The organism is Mesorhizobium sp. ES1-4 (assembly GCF_020164745.1).
Taxonomy (GTDB): Bacteria; Pseudomonadota; Alphaproteobacteria; order Rhizobiales; family Rhizobiaceae; genus Mesorhizobium.
Window position 1 is genome coordinate 18,143 of the sequence record NZ_JAIUGV010000007.1, and the last position, 21,966, is coordinate 40,108.

General features: G+C 64.6%; 18 protein-coding genes. 12 read left to right on the plus strand and 6 right to left on the minus strand.

The genetic code is table 11. The features are described 5' to 3' along the window. Window positions 1-74: 74 nt before the first annotated feature. From coaE to LB556_RS14630, 4 genes are all read right to left on the minus strand, one after another. Window positions 75-668: a dephospho-CoA kinase gene (coaE, locus tag LB556_RS14615; RefSeq protein WP_224568160.1), complete on the minus strand. Its 594-nt coding sequence runs from the start codon at window positions 666-668 to the stop codon at window positions 75-77. Continuing rightward, window positions 665-1,522 (minus strand): shikimate dehydrogenase, encoded by an 858-nt coding sequence (locus LB556_RS14620; RefSeq protein WP_224568163.1) that lies wholly within the window; start codon window positions 1,520-1,522, stop codon window positions 665-667. Before LB556_RS14620 ends, coaE begins: the two co-directional genes overlap by 4 nt. Next, entirely contained in the window at window positions 1,515-2,114 is a 600-nt protein-coding gene (locus LB556_RS14625) for a Maf-like protein (protein ID WP_224568164.1), read from the minus strand. The genes LB556_RS14620 and LB556_RS14625 overlap by 8 nt, the downstream gene beginning before the upstream one ends. 377 nt (window positions 2,115-2,491) lie before the next feature. Continuing rightward, complete coding sequence (locus tag LB556_RS14630; protein WP_224568166.1) at window positions 2,492-3,313, minus strand: pyruvate, water dikinase regulatory protein; 822 nt, start codon at window positions 3,311-3,313, stop codon at window positions 2,492-2,494. A 403-nt stretch (window positions 3,314-3,716) separates the two neighbouring features. On the opposite strand from LB556_RS14630, the gene hemE reads away from it, so the two are divergent. The 3 genes from hemE to rho all read left to right on the plus strand — a co-directional run bounded on the left by hemE (window position 3,717) and on the right by rho (window position 6,714). Continuing rightward, on the plus strand, window positions 3,717-4,748 hold the full coding sequence (gene hemE / locus LB556_RS14635; protein ID WP_224568168.1) for a uroporphyrinogen decarboxylase: 1,032 nt from the start codon (window positions 3,717-3,719) through the stop codon (window positions 4,746-4,748). After that, window positions 4,748-5,284 carry a protoporphyrinogen oxidase HemJ gene (hemJ, locus tag LB556_RS14640; protein ID WP_224568170.1) on the plus strand — a complete coding sequence of 179 codons (537 nt, stop codon included), beginning with the start codon at window positions 4,748-4,750 and terminating at the stop codon, window positions 5,282-5,284. The genes hemE and hemJ overlap by 1 nt, the downstream gene beginning before the upstream one ends. 164 nt (window positions 5,285-5,448) lie before the next feature. Beyond that, a complete protein-coding gene (rho, locus tag LB556_RS14645; RefSeq protein ID WP_224568172.1) occupies window positions 5,449-6,714 on the plus strand; it encodes a transcription termination factor Rho in 1,266 nt (421 codons plus the stop codon). Window positions 6,715-6,777: 63 nt separating this feature from the next. Here rho and LB556_RS14650 read toward each other — a convergent pair whose 3' ends face one another. After that, window positions 6,778-8,796, minus strand: coding sequence for a thioredoxin domain-containing protein (locus LB556_RS14650; RefSeq protein ID WP_224568702.1), 2,019 nt, complete (start codon window positions 8,794-8,796; stop codon window positions 6,778-6,780). A gap of 69 nt (window positions 8,797-8,865) precedes the next feature. Here LB556_RS14650 and mnmE point away from each other — a divergent pair, with 69 nt between their 5' ends. The 5 genes from mnmE to LB556_RS14675 all read left to right on the plus strand — a co-directional run bounded on the left by mnmE (window position 8,866) and on the right by LB556_RS14675 (window position 14,714). Beyond that, window positions 8,866-10,194 carry a tRNA uridine-5-carboxymethylaminomethyl(34) synthesis GTPase MnmE gene (mnmE, locus tag LB556_RS14655; RefSeq protein WP_224568174.1) on the plus strand — a complete coding sequence of 443 codons (1,329 nt, stop codon included), beginning with the start codon at window positions 8,866-8,868 and terminating at the stop codon, window positions 10,192-10,194. A gap of 200 nt (window positions 10,195-10,394) precedes the next feature. Continuing rightward, window positions 10,395-12,278: a tRNA uridine-5-carboxymethylaminomethyl(34) synthesis enzyme MnmG gene (mnmG, locus tag LB556_RS14660; RefSeq protein WP_224568176.1), complete on the plus strand. Its 1,884-nt coding sequence runs from the start codon at window positions 10,395-10,397 to the stop codon at window positions 12,276-12,278. After that, window positions 12,275-12,907 carry a 16S rRNA (guanine(527)-N(7))-methyltransferase RsmG gene (gene rsmG, locus LB556_RS14665; protein WP_224568178.1) on the plus strand — a complete coding sequence of 211 codons (633 nt, stop codon included), beginning with the start codon at window positions 12,275-12,277 and terminating at the stop codon, window positions 12,905-12,907. The genes mnmG and rsmG overlap by 4 nt, the downstream gene beginning before the upstream one ends. Before the next feature lie 57 nt (window positions 12,908-12,964). Further along, window positions 12,965-13,759 (plus strand): ParA family protein, encoded by a 795-nt coding sequence (locus tag LB556_RS14670; RefSeq protein ID WP_224568179.1) that lies wholly within the window; start codon window positions 12,965-12,967, stop codon window positions 13,757-13,759. A 67-nt stretch (window positions 13,760-13,826) separates the two neighbouring features. Then, window positions 13,827-14,714: a ParB/RepB/Spo0J family partition protein gene (locus tag LB556_RS14675; protein ID WP_224568180.1), complete on the plus strand. Its 888-nt coding sequence runs from the start codon at window positions 13,827-13,829 to the stop codon at window positions 14,712-14,714. Between the two features lie 285 nt (window positions 14,715-14,999). On the opposite strand, the gene holA is transcribed toward LB556_RS14675, so the two are convergent. Continuing rightward, window positions 15,000-16,043, minus strand: coding sequence for a DNA polymerase III subunit delta (holA, locus tag LB556_RS14680; RefSeq protein WP_224568181.1), 1,044 nt, complete (start codon window positions 16,041-16,043; stop codon window positions 15,000-15,002). 625 nt (window positions 16,044-16,668) lie between these two features. Here holA and LB556_RS14685 point away from each other — a divergent pair. The 4 genes from LB556_RS14685 to lpdA all read left to right on the plus strand — a co-directional run bounded on the left by LB556_RS14685 (window position 16,669) and on the right by lpdA (window position 21,859). Beyond that, window positions 16,669-17,901 carry a 3-methyl-2-oxobutanoate dehydrogenase (2-methylpropanoyl-transferring) subunit alpha gene (locus LB556_RS14685; protein ID WP_224568182.1) on the plus strand — a complete coding sequence of 411 codons (1,233 nt, stop codon included), beginning with the start codon at window positions 16,669-16,671 and terminating at the stop codon, window positions 17,899-17,901. A 3-nt stretch (window positions 17,902-17,904) separates the two neighbouring features. Continuing rightward, window positions 17,905-18,918 (plus strand): alpha-ketoacid dehydrogenase subunit beta, encoded by a 1,014-nt coding sequence (locus LB556_RS14690; RefSeq protein WP_224568183.1) that lies wholly within the window; start codon window positions 17,905-17,907, stop codon window positions 18,916-18,918. Between the two features lie 17 nt (window positions 18,919-18,935). Further along, window positions 18,936-20,267 carry a dihydrolipoamide acetyltransferase family protein gene (locus LB556_RS14695; protein WP_224568184.1) on the plus strand — a complete coding sequence of 444 codons (1,332 nt, stop codon included), beginning with the start codon at window positions 18,936-18,938 and terminating at the stop codon, window positions 20,265-20,267. Between the two features lie 194 nt (window positions 20,268-20,461). After that, a complete protein-coding gene (lpdA, locus tag LB556_RS14700; protein ID WP_224568185.1) occupies window positions 20,462-21,859 on the plus strand; it encodes a dihydrolipoyl dehydrogenase in 1,398 nt (465 codons plus the stop codon). The last annotated feature ends 107 nt before the right edge of the window (window positions 21,860-21,966 follow it).

Below are 21,966 nucleotides of genomic sequence, written 5' to 3' on the forward strand. Positions count from 1 at the left end.
TTCGCCAAGCTGGAGCACCCCTCTCCGACCTCGCTTCGCGAGGCCACCTTCTCCACAAGGGAGAAGGGAAGGGGTTAGCGGCCAGAACCTCCCTTGAGTTCGGCAATGATCGCCGCTACCTGCGCCCGCGCGGCGTCCAGCCCCTGGCCGGTGTCGACGACGAAATCGGCAAGCCTGCGCTTTTCCGCATCCGGCACCTGCCTGGCCAGGATCGACGCCAGTTTTTCTTCCGTCATGCCGGGCCGTGCCAGTACGCGTTCGCGCTGGACTTCGGCTGGCGCGGTGACGACGACGACCTTGTCGACGCGGCCACGGCCGCCGGTTTCGAACAGCAGCGGGATGTCGAGGACGACGATCGATTCGCCAGCGTTACGATGCCTGGCCAGGAAGGCGTCGGCGTCGGCGCGGACCAGCGGGTGGACGATCGCCTCGAGCTTTTTCAAGGCCGCGGCATCGCCGAGCACACGGGGGCCGAGTTTTGCGCGGTCGACGCTTCCGCCAGTGGTGGTGCCGGGAAAGGCGGCTTCGACCAGGGGGGTCGCCTTGCCGGCATAGAGGCGGTGCACCGTCTCGTCGGAATCGTGCACCGGCACGCCGGCCTCGGCGAACATCCTGGCCGTCGTCGACTTGCCCATGCCGATCGAGCCGGTAAGGCCGAGCACGATCATTGTTGCGGCGCCAGGGATTTGGGCACGAGGTCGGCAACGACGAGCGCGCGAAGTTCCGGTGTAACCTTCGGCCTGACGCCGAACCAGCGCTCGAAGCCGGGCACCGCCTGGTTGAGCAGCATGCCGAGCCCGTCGACCGTCTTCAGCCCCCGTGCCCGCGCGGCGGCGAGCAGCGGGGTTTCGAGCGGCACATAAACAATGTCGTTGACCACGGCGTGGTCGGGCAGGAGCGCCGGGTCGGCGGGCAGGCCCTCATTGCCCAGCATGCCCAGCGCGGTGGTGTTGACCAGCAGCCCGGCGTCGCGCAGCAGTTCGGCGGTGGCGGCCACTTCGTGCGCCGAGACGCCGGCGCCGAAGCGGTCGCGCAACTCGATCGCCCGGGCGAGCGTACGGTTGACGACGCGGATGTCCTTGAGGCCGCGCTGTTTCAGCGCGTGGATGACGGCGCGGGAGGCGCCGCCGGCACCCAGCACCACGGCCGGGCCGTTGGACGCCCAGCCCGCGGCATGGTCGTCGAGATTGGCGGCAAAGCCATGGCCGTCGGTGTTGCCGCCCCACAAGGTGCCGTCCTCGAGCCACAGCGTGTTGACGGCGCCGATCTCGTCCGCCGCATGGTCGCGGCGCGCGACCCGGGCAAAGGCCGCCTCCTTGTGCGGGATGGTGACGTTGCCGCCGCGATAGCCATTGGCCTGCAGATTTGCCAGGAAATCGGCGAAGTCCCGTGGCGGCACGTCGATCGCCCGGTAGCTGCCGTCAATGCCATGCTCGGCCAGCCAGTGGCCGTGGATCATCGGCGAGCGCGAATGTTTTATCGGGTGGCCGGTGACAAAGGCCTTCCTGGCGGTTTCAGCCATCGATGGCACCCAGTGCGCGGAGCTCCGCCAGCAGCGGCAGCAGCGGCAGGCCGACAATGGTGAAATGGTCGCCTTCGATCTTTTCGAACAGCTGGATGCCTTCGCCTTCGACCTGATAGGCGCCGACGCTGGCCAGCGCCTTGGCGCCGACCCGGGCGAGGTGACGGCCGATGAAGGCGGGGTCGAGCTTGCGCATGGTCATCGAGGCGATGCCGACATGGCGCCACAGCACCTGGCCGTCACGCGCCAGCACGGCGGCGCTGTTAAGCTGATGGGTCTTGCCCGACAGCGCCAGGAGATGGCGGCGCGCGCCTTCCATGTCGGCCGGCTTGTGGAACAGTTCGTCACCGAGCGACAGCGTCTGGTCGCAACCAAGCACCAGCGCGCCGGGCCTGCGCTCGCTGACTTCGGTGGCCTTGGCTTCGGCGAGGATGAGGGCGACATCCTCCGGCGAAACGCCACTGCCCTGCAAAGGCGCCTCGATCGTCCGCTCGTCGACATCGGCGGGAACCGCCTCGACGTCGACGCCGGCATTGAGAAGCATCGCCTTGCGGAAGGGACTGCTGGAAGCGAGGATGATTTTTTCGGTCATTTTTGCACCCGAGATTACCCGTCGTTGAGATTGTGGCCCGAGCAGAGAACCGTTGCACTCCACGGCAACTGAAACGGCATGGATCCTAGGGTCTCCGCAACGTCGCTTCGCTCCTTGCTCCGCCCTAGGATGACGAGGGCGGAGGATTCGCGGCCAATCACCATGTTGTTGGACTGGCAGTTATGTCGTTGCTCACAGAATGCCAATAACGGCAAATTGCAAACCTTCTAGATTGGCCGAGACAATCGTCCCTTCGTCATCCTAGGGCGGAGCAAGGAGCGAAGCGACGCAGCGCAGATCCTAGGATCCATGCCGTGACCTTCGATCTTCGCGGCGTTGAACGGCGGAGCGAAGCTCACCCGCTCCTTGGCTTTCATCTATCTGTTCTTCCCCCGCAGGGCAACGATGGCCGCCGCCGTCTCCTCGATCGAGCGGCGGCTGACGTCGATCATCGGCCAGCCATGGCGCGTACAGATCTGGCGGGCATAGGCGAGCTCTTCGTTGATGGCGGCGCGGTCGACGTAGTCGGTCGCGACATAGGTGCTCGAATTGCCGAGGATGCGGTTCTGGCGCACATGGGAGATGCGCTCGGCGGTGGCGATCAGCCCGACGACCAGCGGCGTCCTCGCGTTGACCAGGCTCTCGGGCACCGGCACGCCGAGCACGATCGGGATGTTGGCGGTCTTGATGCCGCGGTTGGCCAGATAGATGCTGGTCGGCGTCTTCGAGGTCCGCGATATGCCGATCAGCACGATGTCGGCATCGTCCATATTGGCCGGCAGCTGGCCGTCATCATGTTCCATGGTGAAGTTGAGCGCATCGATGCGCCGGAAATATTCGGCGTCGAGAACATGCTGGGCGCCGACGCGGCGGCCGGCTGGCGTCCCCAGATAGGACTGGAAGACGGTCAGCACCGGTTCCAGCACCGACACGCAGGGAAGGCCCATGGCCGCGCAGCGTTCGTCGATGCCGCGCGCCAGCTTCTGGTCGACCACCGTGTAGAGGATGATGCCCGGCTCCTCCTCGATATCCTCGAACACTTTGGCGATCTGCTTTTCGGTGCGGATGAGCGGATAGATGTGTTCGATGGCGCGCGCATCCTTGTACTGGGCCGAAGCGGCGCGGCCGGCGGCGAGCAGCGTTTCGCCCGTGGCGTCGGAAATCAGATGCAGATGAAAGAAGCTCTGGGGTTTGTTCACAGGGGTCACCTGGGGCTGTGGGCGGATGTGGATAAGGCCTGACAGGCGGGCCTGCCGGTCAGGCGCGACTGTATCAGATGCCGGTTTGTCCACAATTCGATGTGCTGTCAGCTTCGCCGGACGGCTGGGGACAAGTCCGTGGACGGAGAATTTTACCTTTTGTCCATCCACAGGCAGGTCTCGAGGGCTGTCGATCTAGCGCATTGACTCCCCTGCGGGATTCCGGATTGTCCCCAGAACCCCGCAAGCCGCGATGATGAATGCGCGACAATATGCTTGCTGGCGTTTTGACGGACAAAGCGGGACAGGTGACAACCACCACAACCAACAGACTCTTAGAATCAGAAGACTCTTTTAAAATAAGATATTTGATTAAAGGGAAGCCGGGAGAGGCGAGCGCTCGATGCCTGCAAGACGGATCATGCTGGATGTGCTGAAGGGCAAGACGGTGTTTCCTCCTCCGCTCTGGATGATGCGCCAGGCCGGGCGCTATCTGCCGGAATACCGTGAAACGCGGAGGCGTGCCGGCTCGTTCCTGGACCTGTGCTATGACCCCGACCTTGCCGTCGAAGTGACCCTGCAGCCGATCGAGCGCTTCGGCTTCGATGCTTCGATCGTGTTCTCGGACATCCTTGTCGTTCCCCATGCGCTTGGCCGCGATGTGCGCTTCGAGGAAGGGCGCGGACCGCTGCTGACACCGATTTCGGCGGCTGAGATCGCGGACTTGGGAAGCGAGATGTTTCACGTGAATCTCGAACCGGTCTATGAGACGCTTCGCCGGCTGCGGGCGAAATTGCCCGACGAGACGACGCTGATCGGCTTCTGCGGTGCGCCCTGGACGGTGGCGACCTATATGATCGCCGGCCACGGCACCCCGGACCAGGCGCCGGCGCGGCTGTTCGGCTACCGCGAACCGGAAGCGCTTCGACGGTTGCTCAAAGTGCTCGCCGACCATTCGGCTTCCTATCTGATCCGACAGATCGAGGCTGGCGCGGATGTCGTGCAGATATTCGATTCCTGGTCGGGCGTGCTTGACGACGCCTCGTTCGAGCAGTTCTGCATCGAGCCGGTGGCCGAGATCGTCAGCCAGGTTCGGGCCGTCCATCCCGGCGTGCCTGTCATCGGCTTTCCAAAGGGTGCCGGAGCGCGATACCAGGGCTATCGCGACAAGACCGGCGTGACGGGACTGGGCATCGACTGGACGGTGCCGCTCGAGGCCGCGAAGGCGTTGCAGCGGCAAGGCGCCGTCCAGGGCAATCTCGATCCGTTGCGGCTCGTGGCTGGTGGCCAGGCGCTGGCCGACGGTGTCGGCGCGATCCTTCAGGCGCTGGGGGACGGGCCGCTGATCTTCAACCTCGGCCACGGTATTACGCCGGAGACGCCGGTGGCGCATGTCGAGGCAATGGTGAAACAGGTTCGGAGCGCTGCACGCTGATGACTGACACAGGCAACACCAACAGCACCAGCCAGGCGATGATGCGCATGGTCGCTGGCATCGCTGTCTTGGTCGTTCTCACCGCGCTTTTGTTTTTTCTCGCGCCGGTGAGCTTCTATCCCTGGGCAAAGGCGATCCATATCCTCGCCGTCATCTCCTGGATGGCCGGCATGCTTTATCTGCCGAGGCTGTTCGTCTATCACGCCGAGGCCGAGAAGGGCTCGGTTCAATCCGAGACATTCAAGGTGATGGAGCGGCGTCTGCTGCGCGGCATCATCAATCCGGCGATGATCCTCACCTGGGTGTTCGGGCTGTGGCTGGCCTGGAAGATCTTTGCGTTCCAGGGCGGCTGGCTTCATGCCAAGATCGGCCTGGTGGTGATCTTGTCGGGCGTTCACGGCTATCTGGCCGCCGCGGTGCGCAAATTCGCCGAGGACCGCAACGAAAGATCGGCAAGGCACTGGCGGATCGTCAACGAGATCCCCACATTGCTGATGATCGCAATCGTGATCCTTGTCGTGGTGAAGCCTTTCTGAGGGTTTGCCAGGCCAGCTCAAAAGGCGGCTTGCTCTTTCAGCCGACCGACGATACAAGACGGGTCTTCCTTCCCGTCATGCGCCGCCCATCATTGCTTTCGGCCGCGCCCGGCATTTGTCGCATCCCGCCGATTTTTCCCCAAAGCCTACCCAGAGTCCGTCTAATGCAAGAAATGAAACTCACCGAGTTCAAGAACAAGAAACCGCCAGAGCTGATCGCTTATGCCGAATCGCTCGAGGTCGAGAACGCCAGCGTCATGCGCAAGCAGGAACTGATGTTCGCCATCCTGAAGAAGCTCGCCGCCCAGGACATCGAAATCATCGGTGACGGTGTGGTCGAGGTGCTGCAGGACGGTTTCGGCTTCCTGCGCTCCGCCAATGCCAATTACCTGCCAGGTCCCGACGATATCTATATCTCGCCGTCGCAGATCCGGCGCTTTTCACTGAAGACCGGCGACACGGTCGAAGGACCGATCCGCAGCCCGAAGGAGGGCGAGCGCTATTTCGCGCTGCTCAAGGTCAACACGATCAATTTCGACGATCCCGAGAAGATCCGTCACAAGATCCACTTCGACAATCTGACGCCGCTCTATCCGACGTCGCGGCTGAAGATGGAAGTCGACAACCCGCCCAGCAAGGACATATCGCCTCGTGTGATCGATCTGGTGGCGCCGATCGGCAAGGGCCAGCGCGCCCTGATCAACGCACAGCCGCGCACCGGCAAGACGGTGCTGTTGCAGAACATCGCGCACTCGATCACCGCCAATCATCCGGAATGCTATCTGATCGTGCTTTTGATCGACGAGCGCCCGGAGGAAGTGACCGACATGCAGCGGTCGGTGAAGGGCGAAGTGATCTCGTCGACCTTCGATGAGCCGGCGGTGCGCCACGTCCAGGTCGCCGAAATGGTCATCGAGAAGGCCAAGCGCCTGGTCGAGCACGGCCGTGATGTCGTGATCCTTCTGGATTCGATCACCCGCCTCGGCCGCGCCTACAACACCGTCGTGCCGTCCTCGGGCAAGGTGCTGACCGGCGGTGTCGACGCCAACGCGCTGCAGCGCCCGAAGCGCTTCTTCGGCGCCGCCCGCAACATCGAGGAAGGCGGCTCGCTGACCATCATCGCCACGGCGCTGATCGACACCGGCAGCCGCATGGACGAAGTCATCTTCGAAGAGTTCAAGGGCACCGGCAACTGCGAAATCCAGCTCGACCGCAAGGTGGCCGACAAGCGCATCTATCCGGCGATCGACATTCTCAAGTCCGGCACCCGCAAGGAAGACCTGCTTGTGTCGCGCCAGGACCTGCAGAAGATCTTCGTGCTGCGCCGCATCCTGGCGCCGATGGGAACCACCGACGCGATCGAGTTCCTGATCGACAAGCTGAAGCAGACCAAGACCAACAGCGATTTCTTCGATTCGATGAACACGTAATCGGAGGGGCCTCTGGCCCCTCCTCGTCCTGGATTTGCGCCGCGTCGCCGCGCCTTCGGGCGATCACGTCCGTCGCAAAAGTCCTTCCAACTCATCCGGATTGGTAACCACCGGCAGGCAGACCTGGCCGGTGCACAGCCAGGCGCCGCACCGGTTGGTCGGGGGCAGGATGCCGCCGGGCAGCAAGGGTCGATTCGCCGCCGCACCGATCGGCACGACAATGTCGACGCGACGCGGGTCAGGATTTCGATTCGCGACCGGAACGAGCGTTTTATGCTCCGGGCCGTCGACGACGACCAGTTTCAGCGGCTCGATGGCAACGGCGCAGGCATTGACGATGCCCGCCTGGCCGTAGGCCTGGTGCGCGGCGCGACCGGCGGCATGCTCGGCGGTTTTCCACGCCCTCTCCTGCAAATCGGGATTGCCGGTAATCGAGGCGAACCGGATCTGCGCCTCGATGATCTGGCTGGTGGCCGACGGAATGGCCTCGTCGACGTCGCCCCTGATGCGGATCGGTACGTCGGTGCTGTCGGAGGCGGTCAAATAGTAGCCGGCACCCGCCGCGTCGGCGTGCCACTGGTCGAGCTGGTCGAGAAATCGGCCCGCCTTGTCGACATAGCTCCAATCGCCCGTCGCTTCGAACAGGGAGATCGCGGCGTTGGTCATGGCGGCATAGTCGCTCGACAAAGCGGGAAACAATTTCCTGGCGCCCAGCATGGAATGCGGCAAGCGATCGTCCCGGCTGGCGGCGCAAATATGGGAAAAGGCCTCGGCGGCGGCCTCGATCCAGTCATGGCGTGCCAGCGAACGGCCGGCTTCGGCGAGCGCCGCGATCATCAGGCCGTTCCAGTCGGTAAGGATCTTCGCGTCCAGGCCCGGCCTGACGCGTTCCTCCCGGGCAGCGAGAAGCCTTGCCTTGAGCGGGACCAGCTGCTCGCGCTCGACAATGCTCAGCGATTGCTGGGAGAGGCTCTGATGGACAATCGGCCTGCCCTCCCAGCCAGACGGGCTTGAAAGCATGAAGTACTTGAAAAACAACGCTGAATCGGCGCCAAGGACGTATTCGATTTCCTGCGTGCTCCAGGTGTAGAACAGCCCCTCCTCGCCATCGCTGTCGGCATCGAGGCTGGCAGCAAAGGCGCCGCCATCGACGCGCATTTCGCGCAGCAGCCAGTCGACCGTTTCTTCGATTCGTATCCGGAACAAATCATTGCCAGTCGCAGCGAGAGCCCAGTTGCAGAAGCGCATGAGCTGCGCATTGTCGTAGAGCATCTTCTCGAAATGCGGCACCAGCCATTCCGCGTCCGTCGAGTAACGGCTGAGCCCGCCGCCGATGTGGTCGTAGATGCCGCCGCTCAGCATGTGTTCGAGGCTGGTGAGCACGTCGTCGCGATGCGCGGCATTGCCGTCGCGCAGCCAGGACAGCCACAGCGTTTGCATGAACGGCGCATTCGGGAATTTCGGTGCGCCGCTCAGGCCGCCGTGATCGCGGTCGATCATGCCACTGACGCGGCCGGCGAGATCGGACAGCATAGCGCGATCAAGAGGCGCCTTGGAATGGCTGGCCGAAAGCCGCGCCTCGACGTGCGAGGTCAGACCGTCGGCGCTCTGGTTCAGGCTCGCCCGCTTCTCGCGCCAGGCCTTGTCGACCGCTTCCATCACCTGGATGAATCCCGGACGGCCGTAGCGCGGCTCGCGCGGAAAATAGGTGCCGCCCCAGAACGGTTTGCCGTCGGGCGTCAGGAACATGGTCAGCGGCCAGCCGCCCTGCTCGCCCATGGAGGACAGCGCCGCCATGTAAATCTGGTCGATGTCGGGCCGCTCCTCGCGGTCGACCTTGATATTGACGAACAGACGGTTCATGACGGCGGCGACGTCGTCGTTCTCGAAGCTTTCATGGGCCATGACATGGCACCAATGGCAGGCGGCATAGCCGATGGAGAGCAGGATAGGCCTGTCCAGCGCCTTTGCTTCATCGAGCGACGCCGGCGACCATCCCCGCCAATGCACGGGATTGCCGCTGTGCTGCTGCAGATACGGGCTGGCCTCGTCGGCAAGCAGGTTTTGCGCGGGCAATGTCACAATGGCCAACTTTCGGCGCTCGGGTTGGATGATGTGGCGGAAGCTAGGGCGGTTCGGTAGAGCGGGCAAATGATTTCAGGTGATTCGATCGTGGCGCTGTCGAGCGGCCGGCTCCCGGCTGGGGTCGCCGTGCTGCGGATCTCAGGCCCGCACACTCGATTCGTTGTCGAAACGATTGCTTGGGGCATGGTTAAGGAACGCATGGCGGCGCTGCGCAAATTCAGGGCGCCAGATGGGACAGTGCTCGACAACGGGCTGGTTGTCTTCTTCCCGGGTCCGGCCAGTTTCACCGGCGAGGATGTCGCTGAATTCCATGTTCATGGCGGGCGCGCCGTGGTCGCCCGAATGCTGGAAACGATCGCCGGATTCGACGGCGTCAGGCATGCAGAACCCGGAGAATTCACACGCCGCGCCTTTCTCAACGGCAAGGTCGACCTGGTCGAGACGGAGGCGCTGGCGGACCTCGTCAACGCCGAGACCGAAGCGCAGCGGCGCTTCGCCATCCAGAATGCCGAGGGCGCGCAAAGCGAGCTTTACCTCGGTTGGCGTCGGCGCCTGATCCATGGGCGCGCCATGATCGAGGCCGAGATCGACTTCGCCGACGAGGATGACGTGCCGGGCTCCGTTTCGGAGGCGGTTTGGTCCGACGTGAGGATGTTGATCGGCGAGGTCGACGCTCACATACGCGGGTTCCACGCCGCCGAAATCATTCGTGATGGCTTCGAGGTCGTCATCCTCGGCGCGCCCAACGCCGGCAAGTCCAGCCTGTTCAACGCCTTGGCGCGGCGCGATGCCGCTATAGTAACGGATGAGCCCGGCACCACCCGTGATTTGCTGGAGGTGGTGCTGGACCTCCAGGGGTTGCGTGTCAGGCTCACCGACACGGCCGGGTTGCGGGATGCAGCTGGCAAGGTCGAGGCGATCGGCATCGAGAAGGCGAGAGCCAAGGCGGATCGCGCCGATCTCCTGCTGTTGCTTGAGGACGCGGCCAACCCCAGCGACGCCGGTCCGCTGAGCGTGGCGGCGCCGGCATTGCGCGTCGGCACCAAGCTCGACCTGCTTGAAGGCCAAGCGGCCCGTGATGCGGCGGCACGCTACGAGTTTTGCATATCGGTGGTCGACGGGAGAGGCGTCGACGGATTGCTGGCGGAGATCGGGCGTCGCGCCACCCTGGCGGCCGGTGACACCGGCGATGTCTTGCCGTCCAGGCTGCGTCATGTCGAGTTGCTGGGTGCCGCGACGCGTCATCTTCATAGCGCGGCCGATGATCGGCTTGCCCAGGAGTTGCGCGCCGAAGAGCTGCGCCTGGCCGCGGAGCGCCTGGGGCGGATCGTCGGCGCGGTGGACGTCGAGGACCTGCTCGATGTGATCTTTTCCCAGTTCTGTATCGGCAAATGACTCACGTGAAACACGCGTGGTCGCCGGCAGGATCTCGGGCTGACTCACGTGAAACATCCGAGGGGCCGTGACTCACGTGAAACACGGTCAAGTTGAGCCTTCGCTGTTTCACGTGAAACGTACGGAGGAAGTTTTCTTGACAGCGCCGCCTCGCGGGGACATGTGTCGCTCATCTTCTTTGAGTCCGGGACCTGCATAAGATGACCGATCACTATGATGTGGTTGTGGTGGGCGGCGGCCATGCCGGCTGCGAGGCGGCCAGTGCCGCCGCGCGCGCCGGCGCCAGGACCGCCCTGGTGACCCTGCGTTTCGACACGATCGGGGTGATGTCGTGCAACCCGGCGATTGGCGGGCTCGGCAAGGGACATCTGGTGCGTGAGATCGACGCCATGGACGGGCTGATGGGCCGCGTGGCGGATGCCGCCGGCATCCAGTTTCGTCTGCTCAATCGCCGCAAGGGTCCGGCGGTGCGCGGACCCCGTACGCAGGCGGACAGGAAATTGTACCGGCTGGCGATGCAGGAAGCGATTCGGGAGCAAAACGATCTCGATGTGGTTGAGGGCGAAGTTCTCGATCTCGAAATCTCCGATGGCAGAATCGTCGCGGTTCTCCTGGCGGACGGCAGCCGGCTTGCCTGCGGCGCCGTGGTCTTGACCACGGGAACCTTCCTGCGCGGGCTCATCCACATCGGCGAAAAGAAGATCGTCGCCGGGCGCATGAATGAGCGGGCCAGCTTGGGCTTATCGGCGACAATGGACCGCGCCGGCTTCAAGCTCGGGCGACTCAAGACCGGCACGCCGCCGCGGCTGGACGGGCGAACCATCGACTGGGCTTCGCTGGAAAGCCAGGCGGCGGACGACGATCCGGTGCCATTCTCGCTGATGACCGACCGTATCGTGACGCCGCAGATCGATTGCGGCATTACGCGCACGACCACGGCCACGCATGAGCTGATCCGCGCCAACCTTGGCCGCTCGGCCATGTATTCAGGCTCGATCGAAGGGGTCGGGCCGCGTTACTGCCCGTCGATCGAGGACAAGATCGTCAAGTTCGGCGACCGGGACGGCCACCAGATCTTTCTCGAGCCGGAAGGGCTCGACGACCACACCGTCTATCCCAACGGCATTTCGACGTCGCTGCCGGAAGACGTTCAGCTCGACATCCTCAAGACCATTCCCGGGCTGGAGCGCGCGGTCATGTTGCAGCCCGGCTACGCCATCGAATATGATCATGTCGATCCGCGCGAACTGCATCAGACGCTCGAGACCAAGCGCGTCGCCGGACTTTTTCTCGCCGGGCAGATCAACGGCACGACCGGCTATGAAGAGGCCGCCGGGCAGGGCTTGCTTGCCGGCCTCAACGCAGCCCGGCGCGCCACGGGCGGTAAACAGGTCGTGCTCAGCCGCACCCAGGCCTATATCGGCGTAATGGTCGACGATTTGACCAGCCGCGGCATCAGCGAGCCGTACCGGATGTTCACGTCGCGGGCCGAATTCCGGCTGTCGCTGCGCGCCGACAACGCCGATGAACGGTTGACGCCGCTGGCACAGACCCTGGGGATCGCCTCGGCACGGCGGATGCAGCGGTTTGGCGACGCCATGCGGCGGCTCGACGAAGCGCGCCAGCTGGCGCTTTCGCTGATGATGACGCCGAACGAGGCGGCGCGGCACGGCCTGGAGATCAATCGCGACGGCGTGCGCCGCTCCGGCTTCGAATTGCTGGCCTATCCCGGTGTCGATATTGGCTGGCTGGCCGGGGTCGACCCGAAATTCCTCGACATCGACGCCAAGACCGCCGAACGTCTCGAAACGGAAGCGAAATATTCGGTCTACCTCGATCGCCAGAGCACGGACGTCGCGCAGATACGCCATGAAGAAGGCCGGCTAATCCCGGAGGCCGTCGATTTTGCCAGCGTGCCCGGGCTGTCCAACGAGCTGAAGCAGAAAATGCAGGCGAGGCGGCCGCGCTCCATATCGGATGCGCAGCGCATGGAGGGCATGACGCCGGCGGCGCTGGCGATCATCGTCGCGCATGTCCGCCATTGGGAATCCGCGCGGATGGCCGCGCAAAAGGACGTCGCGTGAGCCCTTTCTCCCGCGAAAGCCTGCAGGACGCCGCCGGCCCGGTTTCACGTGAAACATTCGATCGCCTGGTGGCGTTCGAGGAGATGTTCCAGAAATGGAACCGCAGCATCAATCTGGTGGCGCAATCGACCTCCGGTGATGTCTGGCGACGCCACATCCTGGACAGCGCGCAGCTGGCACGGATCGAGCCGAAGGCAACGGATTGGGTCGACATCGGCTCCGGTGGTGGATTTCCCGGGCTTGTGATGGCCTTTCTGCTCGCCGAGCGCCCGGCGGCCAGCATCGATCTGGTGGAAAGCAACCGCAAGAAGGCCTCGTTCCTGCAGACCGTCATCGGTCAGTTCGGCCTGCCGGCGCGGGTCGTGGCGCGCCGCATCGAGGACAGCCATGCGCTTGTTTCGAAGCCGCAAATCGTCACGGCGCGCGCACTGGCGCCGCTTTCGGTCCTGCTCGACCTTTCCGCGCCCTGGCTGACAGGGGGCGCGCGCGCGCTGTTCCACAAAGGCCGGGATTATCGCGCCGAAGTGCAAGAAAGCGTTAACCGCTGGACCTTCGATCTGGTAGAACATCCAAGCGTGACCGACGCCAGTGGCGTCATCCTTGAACTGTCCGATCTGAGACCTGTCTGATCTCGATCCATCAGACCATTTGGCGACCCCAAAAGAATGAATTTCTGGCACAAACCCATGATGAAGACCCGAATCATCACTGTAGCCAACCAGAAGGGCGGTGTCGGCAAGACGACCACCGCCATCAATTTGGCCACCGCGCTGGCGGCGATCGGCGAGAAAGTGCTGATCGTCGACCTGGATCCGCAAGGCAATGCAAGCACCGGCCTCGGTATCGACCGCAAGGACCGGACGGTATCGTCCTATGATGTGCTGACCGGCGAACTGGAACTGGAAGCCGCTGCCATTCCGACCGCCGTGCCCGGCCTGTCGATCGTGCCCTCGACGCTCGACCTGCTCGGCATCGAGATGGAGATCGCCTCTGCGCCGGACCGGGTGCTGCGGCTGCGCAACGCTCTGCGCGCCGCGGCCGGCCGTTCGGCCAGCTTCGGCTACGTGCTGATCGATTGCCCGCCCTCGCTCAATCTTTTGACGTTGAATTCGATGGCGGCAGCCGATTCCGTTCTCGTGCCGCTGCAATGCGAGTTCTTCGCGCTGGAAGGCCTCAGCCAGCTGCTTGAAACCGTCGAGCAGGTGCGCCGCTCCATCAATCCGGATCTCACCATCCAGGGCATCGTGCTGACCATGTATGACGGCCGCAACAATCTCGCCAACCAGGTGGTGCAGGATGTGCGAGAGCATATGGGCGACAAGGTCTACGAAACCATCATCCCGCGCAATGTGCGGGTGTCGGAGGCGCCCTCCTACGGCAAGCCGGCGATCCTCTACGACCTGAAATGCTCCGGCAGCCAGGCCTATCTGCAACTGGCCTCGGAAGTGATCCGCCGCGAGCGCAAACTGCGCGCCGCCTGATTCCCTCGGATGCACAGCCAGCAACCGATTCGATGCCGAAACGACCTGAAATAGACGTGGAATGAAGATGAGCGAAGATCTCTCGAGGAAAAGACTGGGGCGCGGACTGGCGGCACTGATCGGCGAGATCGATCGCCCGGCAGCACCCGAAAAGCCCGGCATGAGCGCCGACGGCAAGATACCGATCGAGTTCCTGAGCCCCAATCCGAAGAATCCACGCCGTCATTTTGGCGATGCCGAGCTCACCGATCTCGCCCAGTCGATCCGCGAGCATGGGGTTGTGCAGCCGGTCGTGGCGCGGCCGTCGCCGACGCAGGCGGGACGCTACGAACTCATCGCCGGCGAGCGGCGCTGGCGCGCGGCGCAGCGTGCCGGGCTGACCGACATCCCGGTCATCATCCGCGAAGTCAACGACCGCACGGCGCTCGAACTGGCGATCATCGAGAACGTCCAGCGCGCCGATCTCAATCCGGTCGAGGAGGCGCAGGGTTACCAGCAGCTCATCGACGACCATGGCTACACCCAGGCCGATCTCGGCCAGGTCATCGGCAAGAGCCGCAGCCATGTCGCCAACACGTTGAGATTGTTGAAGCTGCCCGACGTGATCCGCGACATGCTGGTCGACGGCGCGCTGTCGGCTGGCCACGCCCGCACGTTGGTGACGGCCGAGGACCCGGCCGGCCTTGCCAAGCGCATCGTCGAGGAAGGACTGTCCGTGCGCCAGGCCGAAGCCCTGGCGCAGATGCCGGCTGGCAGTGCCGCGAAAGAGGCCAGGCCCACGCCAAGTCCGGAACAGAAGGATGCGGATACGCTGGCCCTTGAAAAGCTGCTGACAGACACGCTCGGCATGATCGTGTCTGTCGACCACAAAGGCAAAGGCGGCGTGCTGCGGGTTGCTTATCGCAGCCTTGAGCAACTGGATGAGGTTTGCCGTAGGTTGAAGGCCGAGCGGTAGGGCGTGAAGCCGAGTATTAGCCGGCTAATCTGTTGCGGAGGACCGTGCGGGCCGGCAGTTGCCGGCCCTTTCTCATCTCAGCGTTGGCGATTGGCGAAAATCTCCCTCCTTGAGGGGGAGATGGCCGGCAGAGGCCAGAGGGGGTCGGTTCGACGGGGCGCGGCCTCTTGCGGCAGATGGAGAGTTAGCGCCCCACGCGCGGCGACCCCCTCTGTCGCCTTTGGCGACATCTCCCCCTCGAGGGCGGAGATTACCGCCGCGCTTTTGCGACGATCGCCCGTGCTGCTACCGCTGGGCCAGCCTAGCGCTCTCAATTGCAATCCCCAGCAGCGCCTGCCTTGCCAGCGCCACCGACAGGTCCGGCCGCCGACGCGTCTGCAGAACGGCCGATTGCAGCCGGGTCAGCGCGCGGCCGAGCGCTTCGCTGTTCCAGCGCTCCAGCGTCTTCTCCACCAGCTTGCGGCGCGAGAAAAAGACCGGCGGACGCGCGGCGGCAACGACGGAAGCGGCGTTGCGACCACCGGACTCCATCTGGCCGCGCATGACCTGAATCTGCTGTATCTGGCGCATCGCCGAGGACAGCACCAGGAAAGGCGCGCCGCCACCCTGGCAATGGCGGGTGAAGGCGGTGTCGAAGTCGCCGATCTTGCCTTCGAGCAGAGCGTCGACGGCGTCGTCGAATGAGGCGCCCGAGACGTCGCCTGACATGGCTCTCACCTCGTCCAGGCCAATCTCCTTCTGGCCGTGGGCGTAGAGGATCAGTTTCTCGATTTCGCCACGCGAGGCCAGCCGGTCGCCGCCGAGATTGCGGCGCAGAGCCTGCCTGGCCTCCATCGTCATCGACATGCCCGCCTTGCGCAGTTCGTCGTCGATGACGGTGTCGATGTCCCTGGCCTCGTCGGCATAGCAGGGCAAGGCGATGGCGTTGTCGGCGCCCTCGACCACCGCGCGCAGCCCGACGCCCTTCTTCAAATCGCCGGCCTCGATGAGGATGATGGCGTCGCGCGCGGGCTCCGCCGTCAGCGCCTTGACATCGTCGGCAAGCGCCTTCTGGCCGGTGGCGTTGCGCACCCACAGCAGCCGCCGATCGGAAAACATCGGCACGGTGCGGGCCTCGTCGAGCAGCCGGCCGCCGTCACGGTCGACCTCCGAACCTTCGAGCCGGACCACGGAGAACGGATCGTCGAGCGGCAGGCCGGTCTTTTCGGCGAAGGCTTTCGCCCGCTCCGAGACAAGGCCGCGATCGGGGCCATAAAGCAGGACGATCGAGATGCGTGGATCGGGCTTCGCGAGCCAGGAATCGACCTCGAATGCTTTCTTCTGTGTCATGAAGGCTGGTTAGCATGATGCGGGGAGGGAGTGAACGTCCTCCAGTTCGGGTTTCTGTCCTTCAGGACGATGGCATGATCGGCGGGGAAGCGCGGATTCGGCAATCTTGGCGCCCTTCCTCTCCCCCGTCGATCGGGGGAGAGGTGGCGAGCGAAGCTCGACGGAGTGGGGGTCGACTTCTCGTCGAACCAATGCTTCCGCGTGATTGTTTTTGCCTGAGCTTTCTTTTCTTGCTCACATGCGGGGGCTGCGCGTTGGCGAATGCCTTCCCCCACTCCGTCGCTGCTTCGCAGCGCCACCTCTCCCCCCTCCGGAGGGAGAGGAAGGGCGCCAAGTTCGCGAACTCCCGCTTTTCCTCTCCTTCCGCAGGCGCCAAGCGTGGCGAACCCCAACTCCAGCCACCAATCGCCTTATCTGGCAACAAACACGGCGCAACCTTGCGCCAAATTGCGTGTCGCCGCTCAACATCGACAAGAAATTTCGCCGACATATCTTCATCTTGAGCGCGGGAGGCCGGCGCGGCCGGCAGCGATAGCCGAATGGCCTGCTTGCCGAATTCGCACTGGTCTGGGCGCGCGGATGTGCAAGTATCCGCACCCGGGCAACGTTGGAGGACTCAGAGGTCATGGCCGATGCTGGGATGTTGCGTTTTCACGTTCCGGAGCCGGAAGTGCGGCCGGGCGGCACGCCTGATTTTTCCAATGTGCCCATCCCCAAGGCCGGCTCGGTGCCGCGCCCCGAGATCGATGTCGATCCGCGCTCCATCCGCGACATGGCGTTCTCGATCATCCGTGTGCTGAACCGCAATGGCGAAGCCGTCGGGCCCTGGGCCGGCCTGCTTTCCAGCGACGAACTGCTGGAGGGCTTGCGCCATATGATGACGCTGCGGACCTTCGACGCGCGCATGCAGATGGCGCAAAGACAGGGCAAGACCTCATTCTACATGCAGCATCTGGGCGAGGAGGCGGTGAGCTGCGCTTTCCGCAAGGCGCTTGCCCCCGGCGACATGAACTTCCCGACCTATCGCCAGGCCGGCCTGCTCATCGCCGACGGCTATCCGATGGTCACGATGATGAACCAGATCTATTCCAACGAGGCCGATCCGCTGAAGGGCCGGCAGTTGCCCATCATGTATTCATCGAAGGAGCATGGCTTCTTCTCGATCTCCGGGAACCTGGCGACGCAGTACATCCAGGCGGTCGGCTGGGCGATGGCCTCGGCGATTTCCAATGATTCGCGCATCGCCGCCGCCTGGATCGGCGACGGCTCGACGGCGGAATCGGACTTCCATTCAGCCCTGGTCTTCGCCTCCACCTACAAGGCGCCGGTGATCCTGAATGTCGTCAACAACCAGTGGGCGATCTCGACCTTCCAGGGCATAGCGCGCGGCGGCTCAGGCACGTTCGCGGCGCGGGGCCTCGGCTTCGGCATCCCGTCGCTGCGCGTCGACGGCAATGACTATCTGGCGGTGCACGCGGTGGCCAAATGGGCGGCGACAAGGGCGCGCAGCAATCTCGGGCCGACGCTGGTCGAATATGTCACCTACCGCGCCGGCGCCCATTCGAGCTCGGACGATCCTTCCGCCTACCGGCCGAAGACGGAGTCCGACGCCTGGCCGCTCGGCGATCCGGTCGTGCGGCTGAAGAACCATCTCATCAAGCTCGGCGTCTGGTCGGACGAACGGCATGCGCAGGCGGAAGCGGAGATCCTCGACACGGTGATCGCCGCGCAGAAGGAGGCGGAGAGCCACGGCACGCTGCATGCCGGCGGCAAGCCGTCGACGCGCGAGATGTTCGAAGGTGTGTTTGCCGAGATGCCGCCGCACCTCAGGCGCCAGCGCCAGCAGGCGGGAGTCTGATCCATGCCAAGACGGACCATGATCGAGGCGATCCGCGACGCCATGGACGTTTCGATGGAGCGCGACGACAAAGTCGTCGTATTCGGCGAGGATGTCGGCTTTTTCGGTGGCGTCTTCCGTTGCACGCAGGGCCTGCAGGCCAAATATGGCAAGAGCCGCTGCTTCGACGCGCCGATCAGCGAATCCGGCATTGTCGGCTCGGCCATCGGCATGGCCGCCTACGGATTGAAACCATGCGTGGAAATTCAGTTTGCCGACTACATGTATCCGGCCTACGACCAGCTGACGCAGGAAGCCGCAAGGCTGCGCTACCGCTCGAACGGCGATTTCACCTGCCCGATCGTGGTGCGCATGCCGACCGGCGGCGGTATCTTCGGCGGCCAGACGCACAGCCAGAGCCCGGAAGCGCTGTTCACCCATGTGTCGGGCCTGAAGACGGTGGTGCCATCCAATCCGCATGACGCCAAGGGCCTGCTGATCGCGGCGATCGAGGATCCCGACCCGGTGATCTTCCTCGAGCCGAAGCGCCTCTACAACGGCCCGTTCGACGGCCATCACGACCGGCCGGTGACGCCATGGTCGAAGCACGAACTCGGCGAGGTCGCCGATGGCCACTACACCGTTCCGCTCGGCAAGGCTGCCATCCGCAGGGCGGGCGCGGCGGTCACCGTGCTCGCCTACGGCACCATGGTCTATGTCGCGCAAGCCGCGGCCGCGGAGACCGGCATCGATGCCGAGATCATCGATCTCAGGACGCTGCTGCCGCTCGACCTCGACACCATCGTGGCGTCGGTCGAGAAGACCGGGCGCTGCGTCATCGTGCACGAGGCGACGCTGACCTCCGGCTTCGGCGCCGAACTGTCGGCGCTGGTGCAGGAGAACTGCTTCTACCATCTGGAAGCGCCGGTGGCCCGCGTCGCCGGTTGGGACACGCCCTATCCGCACGCGCAGGAGTGGGACTATTTTCCCGGGCCGGCCCGTGTCGGCCGTGCCCTTATCGAAACATTGGAAGCCTAGAGTGAGGGAGGCCTGAGATGGGCGAACACATCATCAAGCTGCCCGATGTCGGCGAGGGCGTCGCGGAGGCCGAACTCGTCGAGTGGCATGTCAAGATCGGCGATATCGTGCGCGAGGACACCGTGCTTGCCGCCGTCATGACAGACAAGGCGACGGTCGAGATCCCGTCGCCCGTCGATGGCGAGATCCTGTGGCTCGGCGCCGAGATCGGCGACACGGTGGCGATCGGTTCGCCGATCGTGCGGCTGAAGGTTGCCGGCGAGGGCAATGTGAAGGCCGCCGGCAAGGCGGCCGAACGAGCGGTCGAGGCTGAAGCTCCAGCCAGGCCGGCGAGTGCAAAATCCGAAACCGCGCAGCTCCCCAAGGCAAAACCCGCCATGGCGCCGGTGGAACCCGCACCGTTGCCGGCTGCCGCAGCGAAGACCACGACACGGCCCTTGGCCTCCGGCGCCCCTCGTGCCGAGGGTGAGAAGCCGCTGGCCTCGCCAGCCGTCCGTTTGCGCGCGAAGGAGGCGGGCATCGATTTGCGGCAAATCGCTGGCAGCGGACCGGCCGGCCGCATCGGCCACGAAGACATCGACGCGTTCCTGGCGCGCGGGCCGCAACTGGCCAAGGCATCGGGGCTCGCCCGCAACGATACGGTCGAGGCCATCAAGCTGGTCGGCCTCAGGCGCAAGATCGCCGAGAAGATGACGCTGTCCAAGTCGCGCATCCCGCACATCACCTATGTCGAGGAGATCGACGTCACGGCGCTTGAGGAATTGCGCGCCGCGCTCAACAAGGAAAAGCGTGCCGGCAAGGGAGGAGCGGAGAGGCCGAAGCTGACGCTGCTGCCGTTCCTGATGCGGGCGATGGTCAAGGCGATCGCGGACCAGCCCCAGCTCAATTCGCTGTTCGACGACGAGGCCGGCATCATCCACCAGCATGGCGGCATCCATATCGGCATTGCCGCGCAGACGCCGTCGGGGCTGGTGGTGCCGGTGGTCAAGCATGCCGAAGCGCGCGATATCTGGGAGTGCGGCGCCGAGCTCGCCCGGTTGGCCGAAGCGGCCAAGTCGGGAACCGCGACCCGCGACGAACTGTCCGGCTCGACCATCACCATCACCTCGCTCGGCGCCATGGGCGGCGTCGCGACGACACCGGTCATCAACCATCCGGAAGTGGCGATCATCGGCGTCAACAAGATGATGGTGCGGCCTGTGTGGGACGGCACGCAGTTCATCCCGCGCAAGATGATGAACCTGTCGTCGAGCTTCGACCACCGCGTCATCGACGGCTGGGACGCGGCGGTGTTCGTGCAACGGATAAAGGCGCTGCTGGAGACACCGGCGCTGATTTTCGTGGATTGAGGGGGGATGGAGCCAGGTTCAAAGACCCCCTCACCCGGATCGCCAACCGAATTGCGACGGGCAATTCGGGGCAATCCGACCTCTCCCCGAGGGGAGAGGAGATTCGCCTGTGCCAGCCTCTTCTCCCCACCGGGGAGAAGGTGGCCGCGAAGCGGTCGGATGAGGGGGCCTTCATCGCCGAAAGGACTGCCAAGATGAAAGAAATTTCCTGCAAGCTGCTTGTCATCGGCGCTGGCCCGGGCGGCTATGTCTGCGCCATCCGTGCCGGGCAGCTCGGCGTCGACACGGTCATCGTCGAGGCCGGCAAGCCCGGCGGCACCTGCCTCAATGTCGGCTGCATACCGTCCAAGGCGCTGATCCATGCGGCGGAGGAGTTCGAGAAGGTGTCTGATATGGCCGGCGGCAACAGCCCGCTCGGCATTTCGGTCGCGGCACCGGCGCTCGACCTGGCCAGGACCGTCGCCTGGAAGGACGGGATCGTCAGCCGGCTCAACAGCGGCGTCGCCGGCCTGCTGAAGAAGGCGGGGGTGAAGACCGTGCATGGCTGGGCGACGTTCCGCGATGGCAAGACCGTCGAGGTCGAGACCGAGACGGGCGTGCAGGTGATCCGGGCCGAGACGATCGTCATCGCCACCGGCTCGGCGCCGGTCGAACTGCCGTTCCTGCCGTTCGGCGGACCGGTGATTTCGTCCACCGAGGCCCTTGCGCTGGGTGAAGTGCCGAAGAGGCTTGCTGTCGTCGGTGGCGGCTATATCGGGCTGGAGCTCGGCATGGCCTTCGCCAAGATGGGTGCAGAAGTGACCGTGGTCGAGGCCTTGCCGCGCGTGCTGGCGCAGTATGATGCCGAACTGACCCGGCCCGTGGTCAAGCGGCTCTCCGCGCTCGGCGTCGAGGTGATGACAGGCGCCAAGGCCAAGGGCCTGTCGACGAATGCCGATGCGCTGCTCGTCGAGACGTCCGACGGCAAGACTGCCAAGGTCGCCGCCGACAGGATCCTGCTGACCGTCGGCCGCAAGCCGGTGACCGAAGGCTGGGGCCTCGACCGGATCGATCTCGACAGGGCCGGAAAGTTCATCCGCATCGACGACCAGTGCCGCACCTCGATGCGCGGCGTCTTCGCCATTGGCGACGTCACTGGCGAGCCGATGCTGGCGCACCGGGCGATGGCGCAAGGCGAAATGGTCGCCGAAATCGTCGCCGGACACAAGCGCAGCTGGGACAAGCGCTCGATCCCCGCCGTCTGCTTCACCGATCCCGAGCTGGTGACGGCGGGGCTGTCGCCGGAAGAGGCCAAGGCCCTCGGTGGCGAGATCAAGATCGGCATGTTCCCGTTCGCCGCCAACGGCCGCGCCATGACGAAGCTCGGCGAGGACGGGTTCGTCCGCGTCGTGGCGCGTGCCGACAATCATCTGGTGCTCGGCATCCAGGCAGTCGGTCAAGGCGTGTCGGAGCTGTCGGCGGCCTTTGGGCTGGCGCTGGAGACGGGCGCGCGGCTGGAGGACATAGCCGGGACGATTCATGCCCACCCGACGCAGGGCGAAGGATTCCAGGAAGCGGCGCTGAAAGCGCTCGGCCACGCGCTGCATGTTTGACGGCGGCGATGTCTTGCAGGTCCGTCCTCGGAGCGCGTGATCTCCCCCCTCGAGGGGGAGATGGCCGGCAGGCCAGAGGGGGTTGGTTCGACTGGATGCGACTTTCT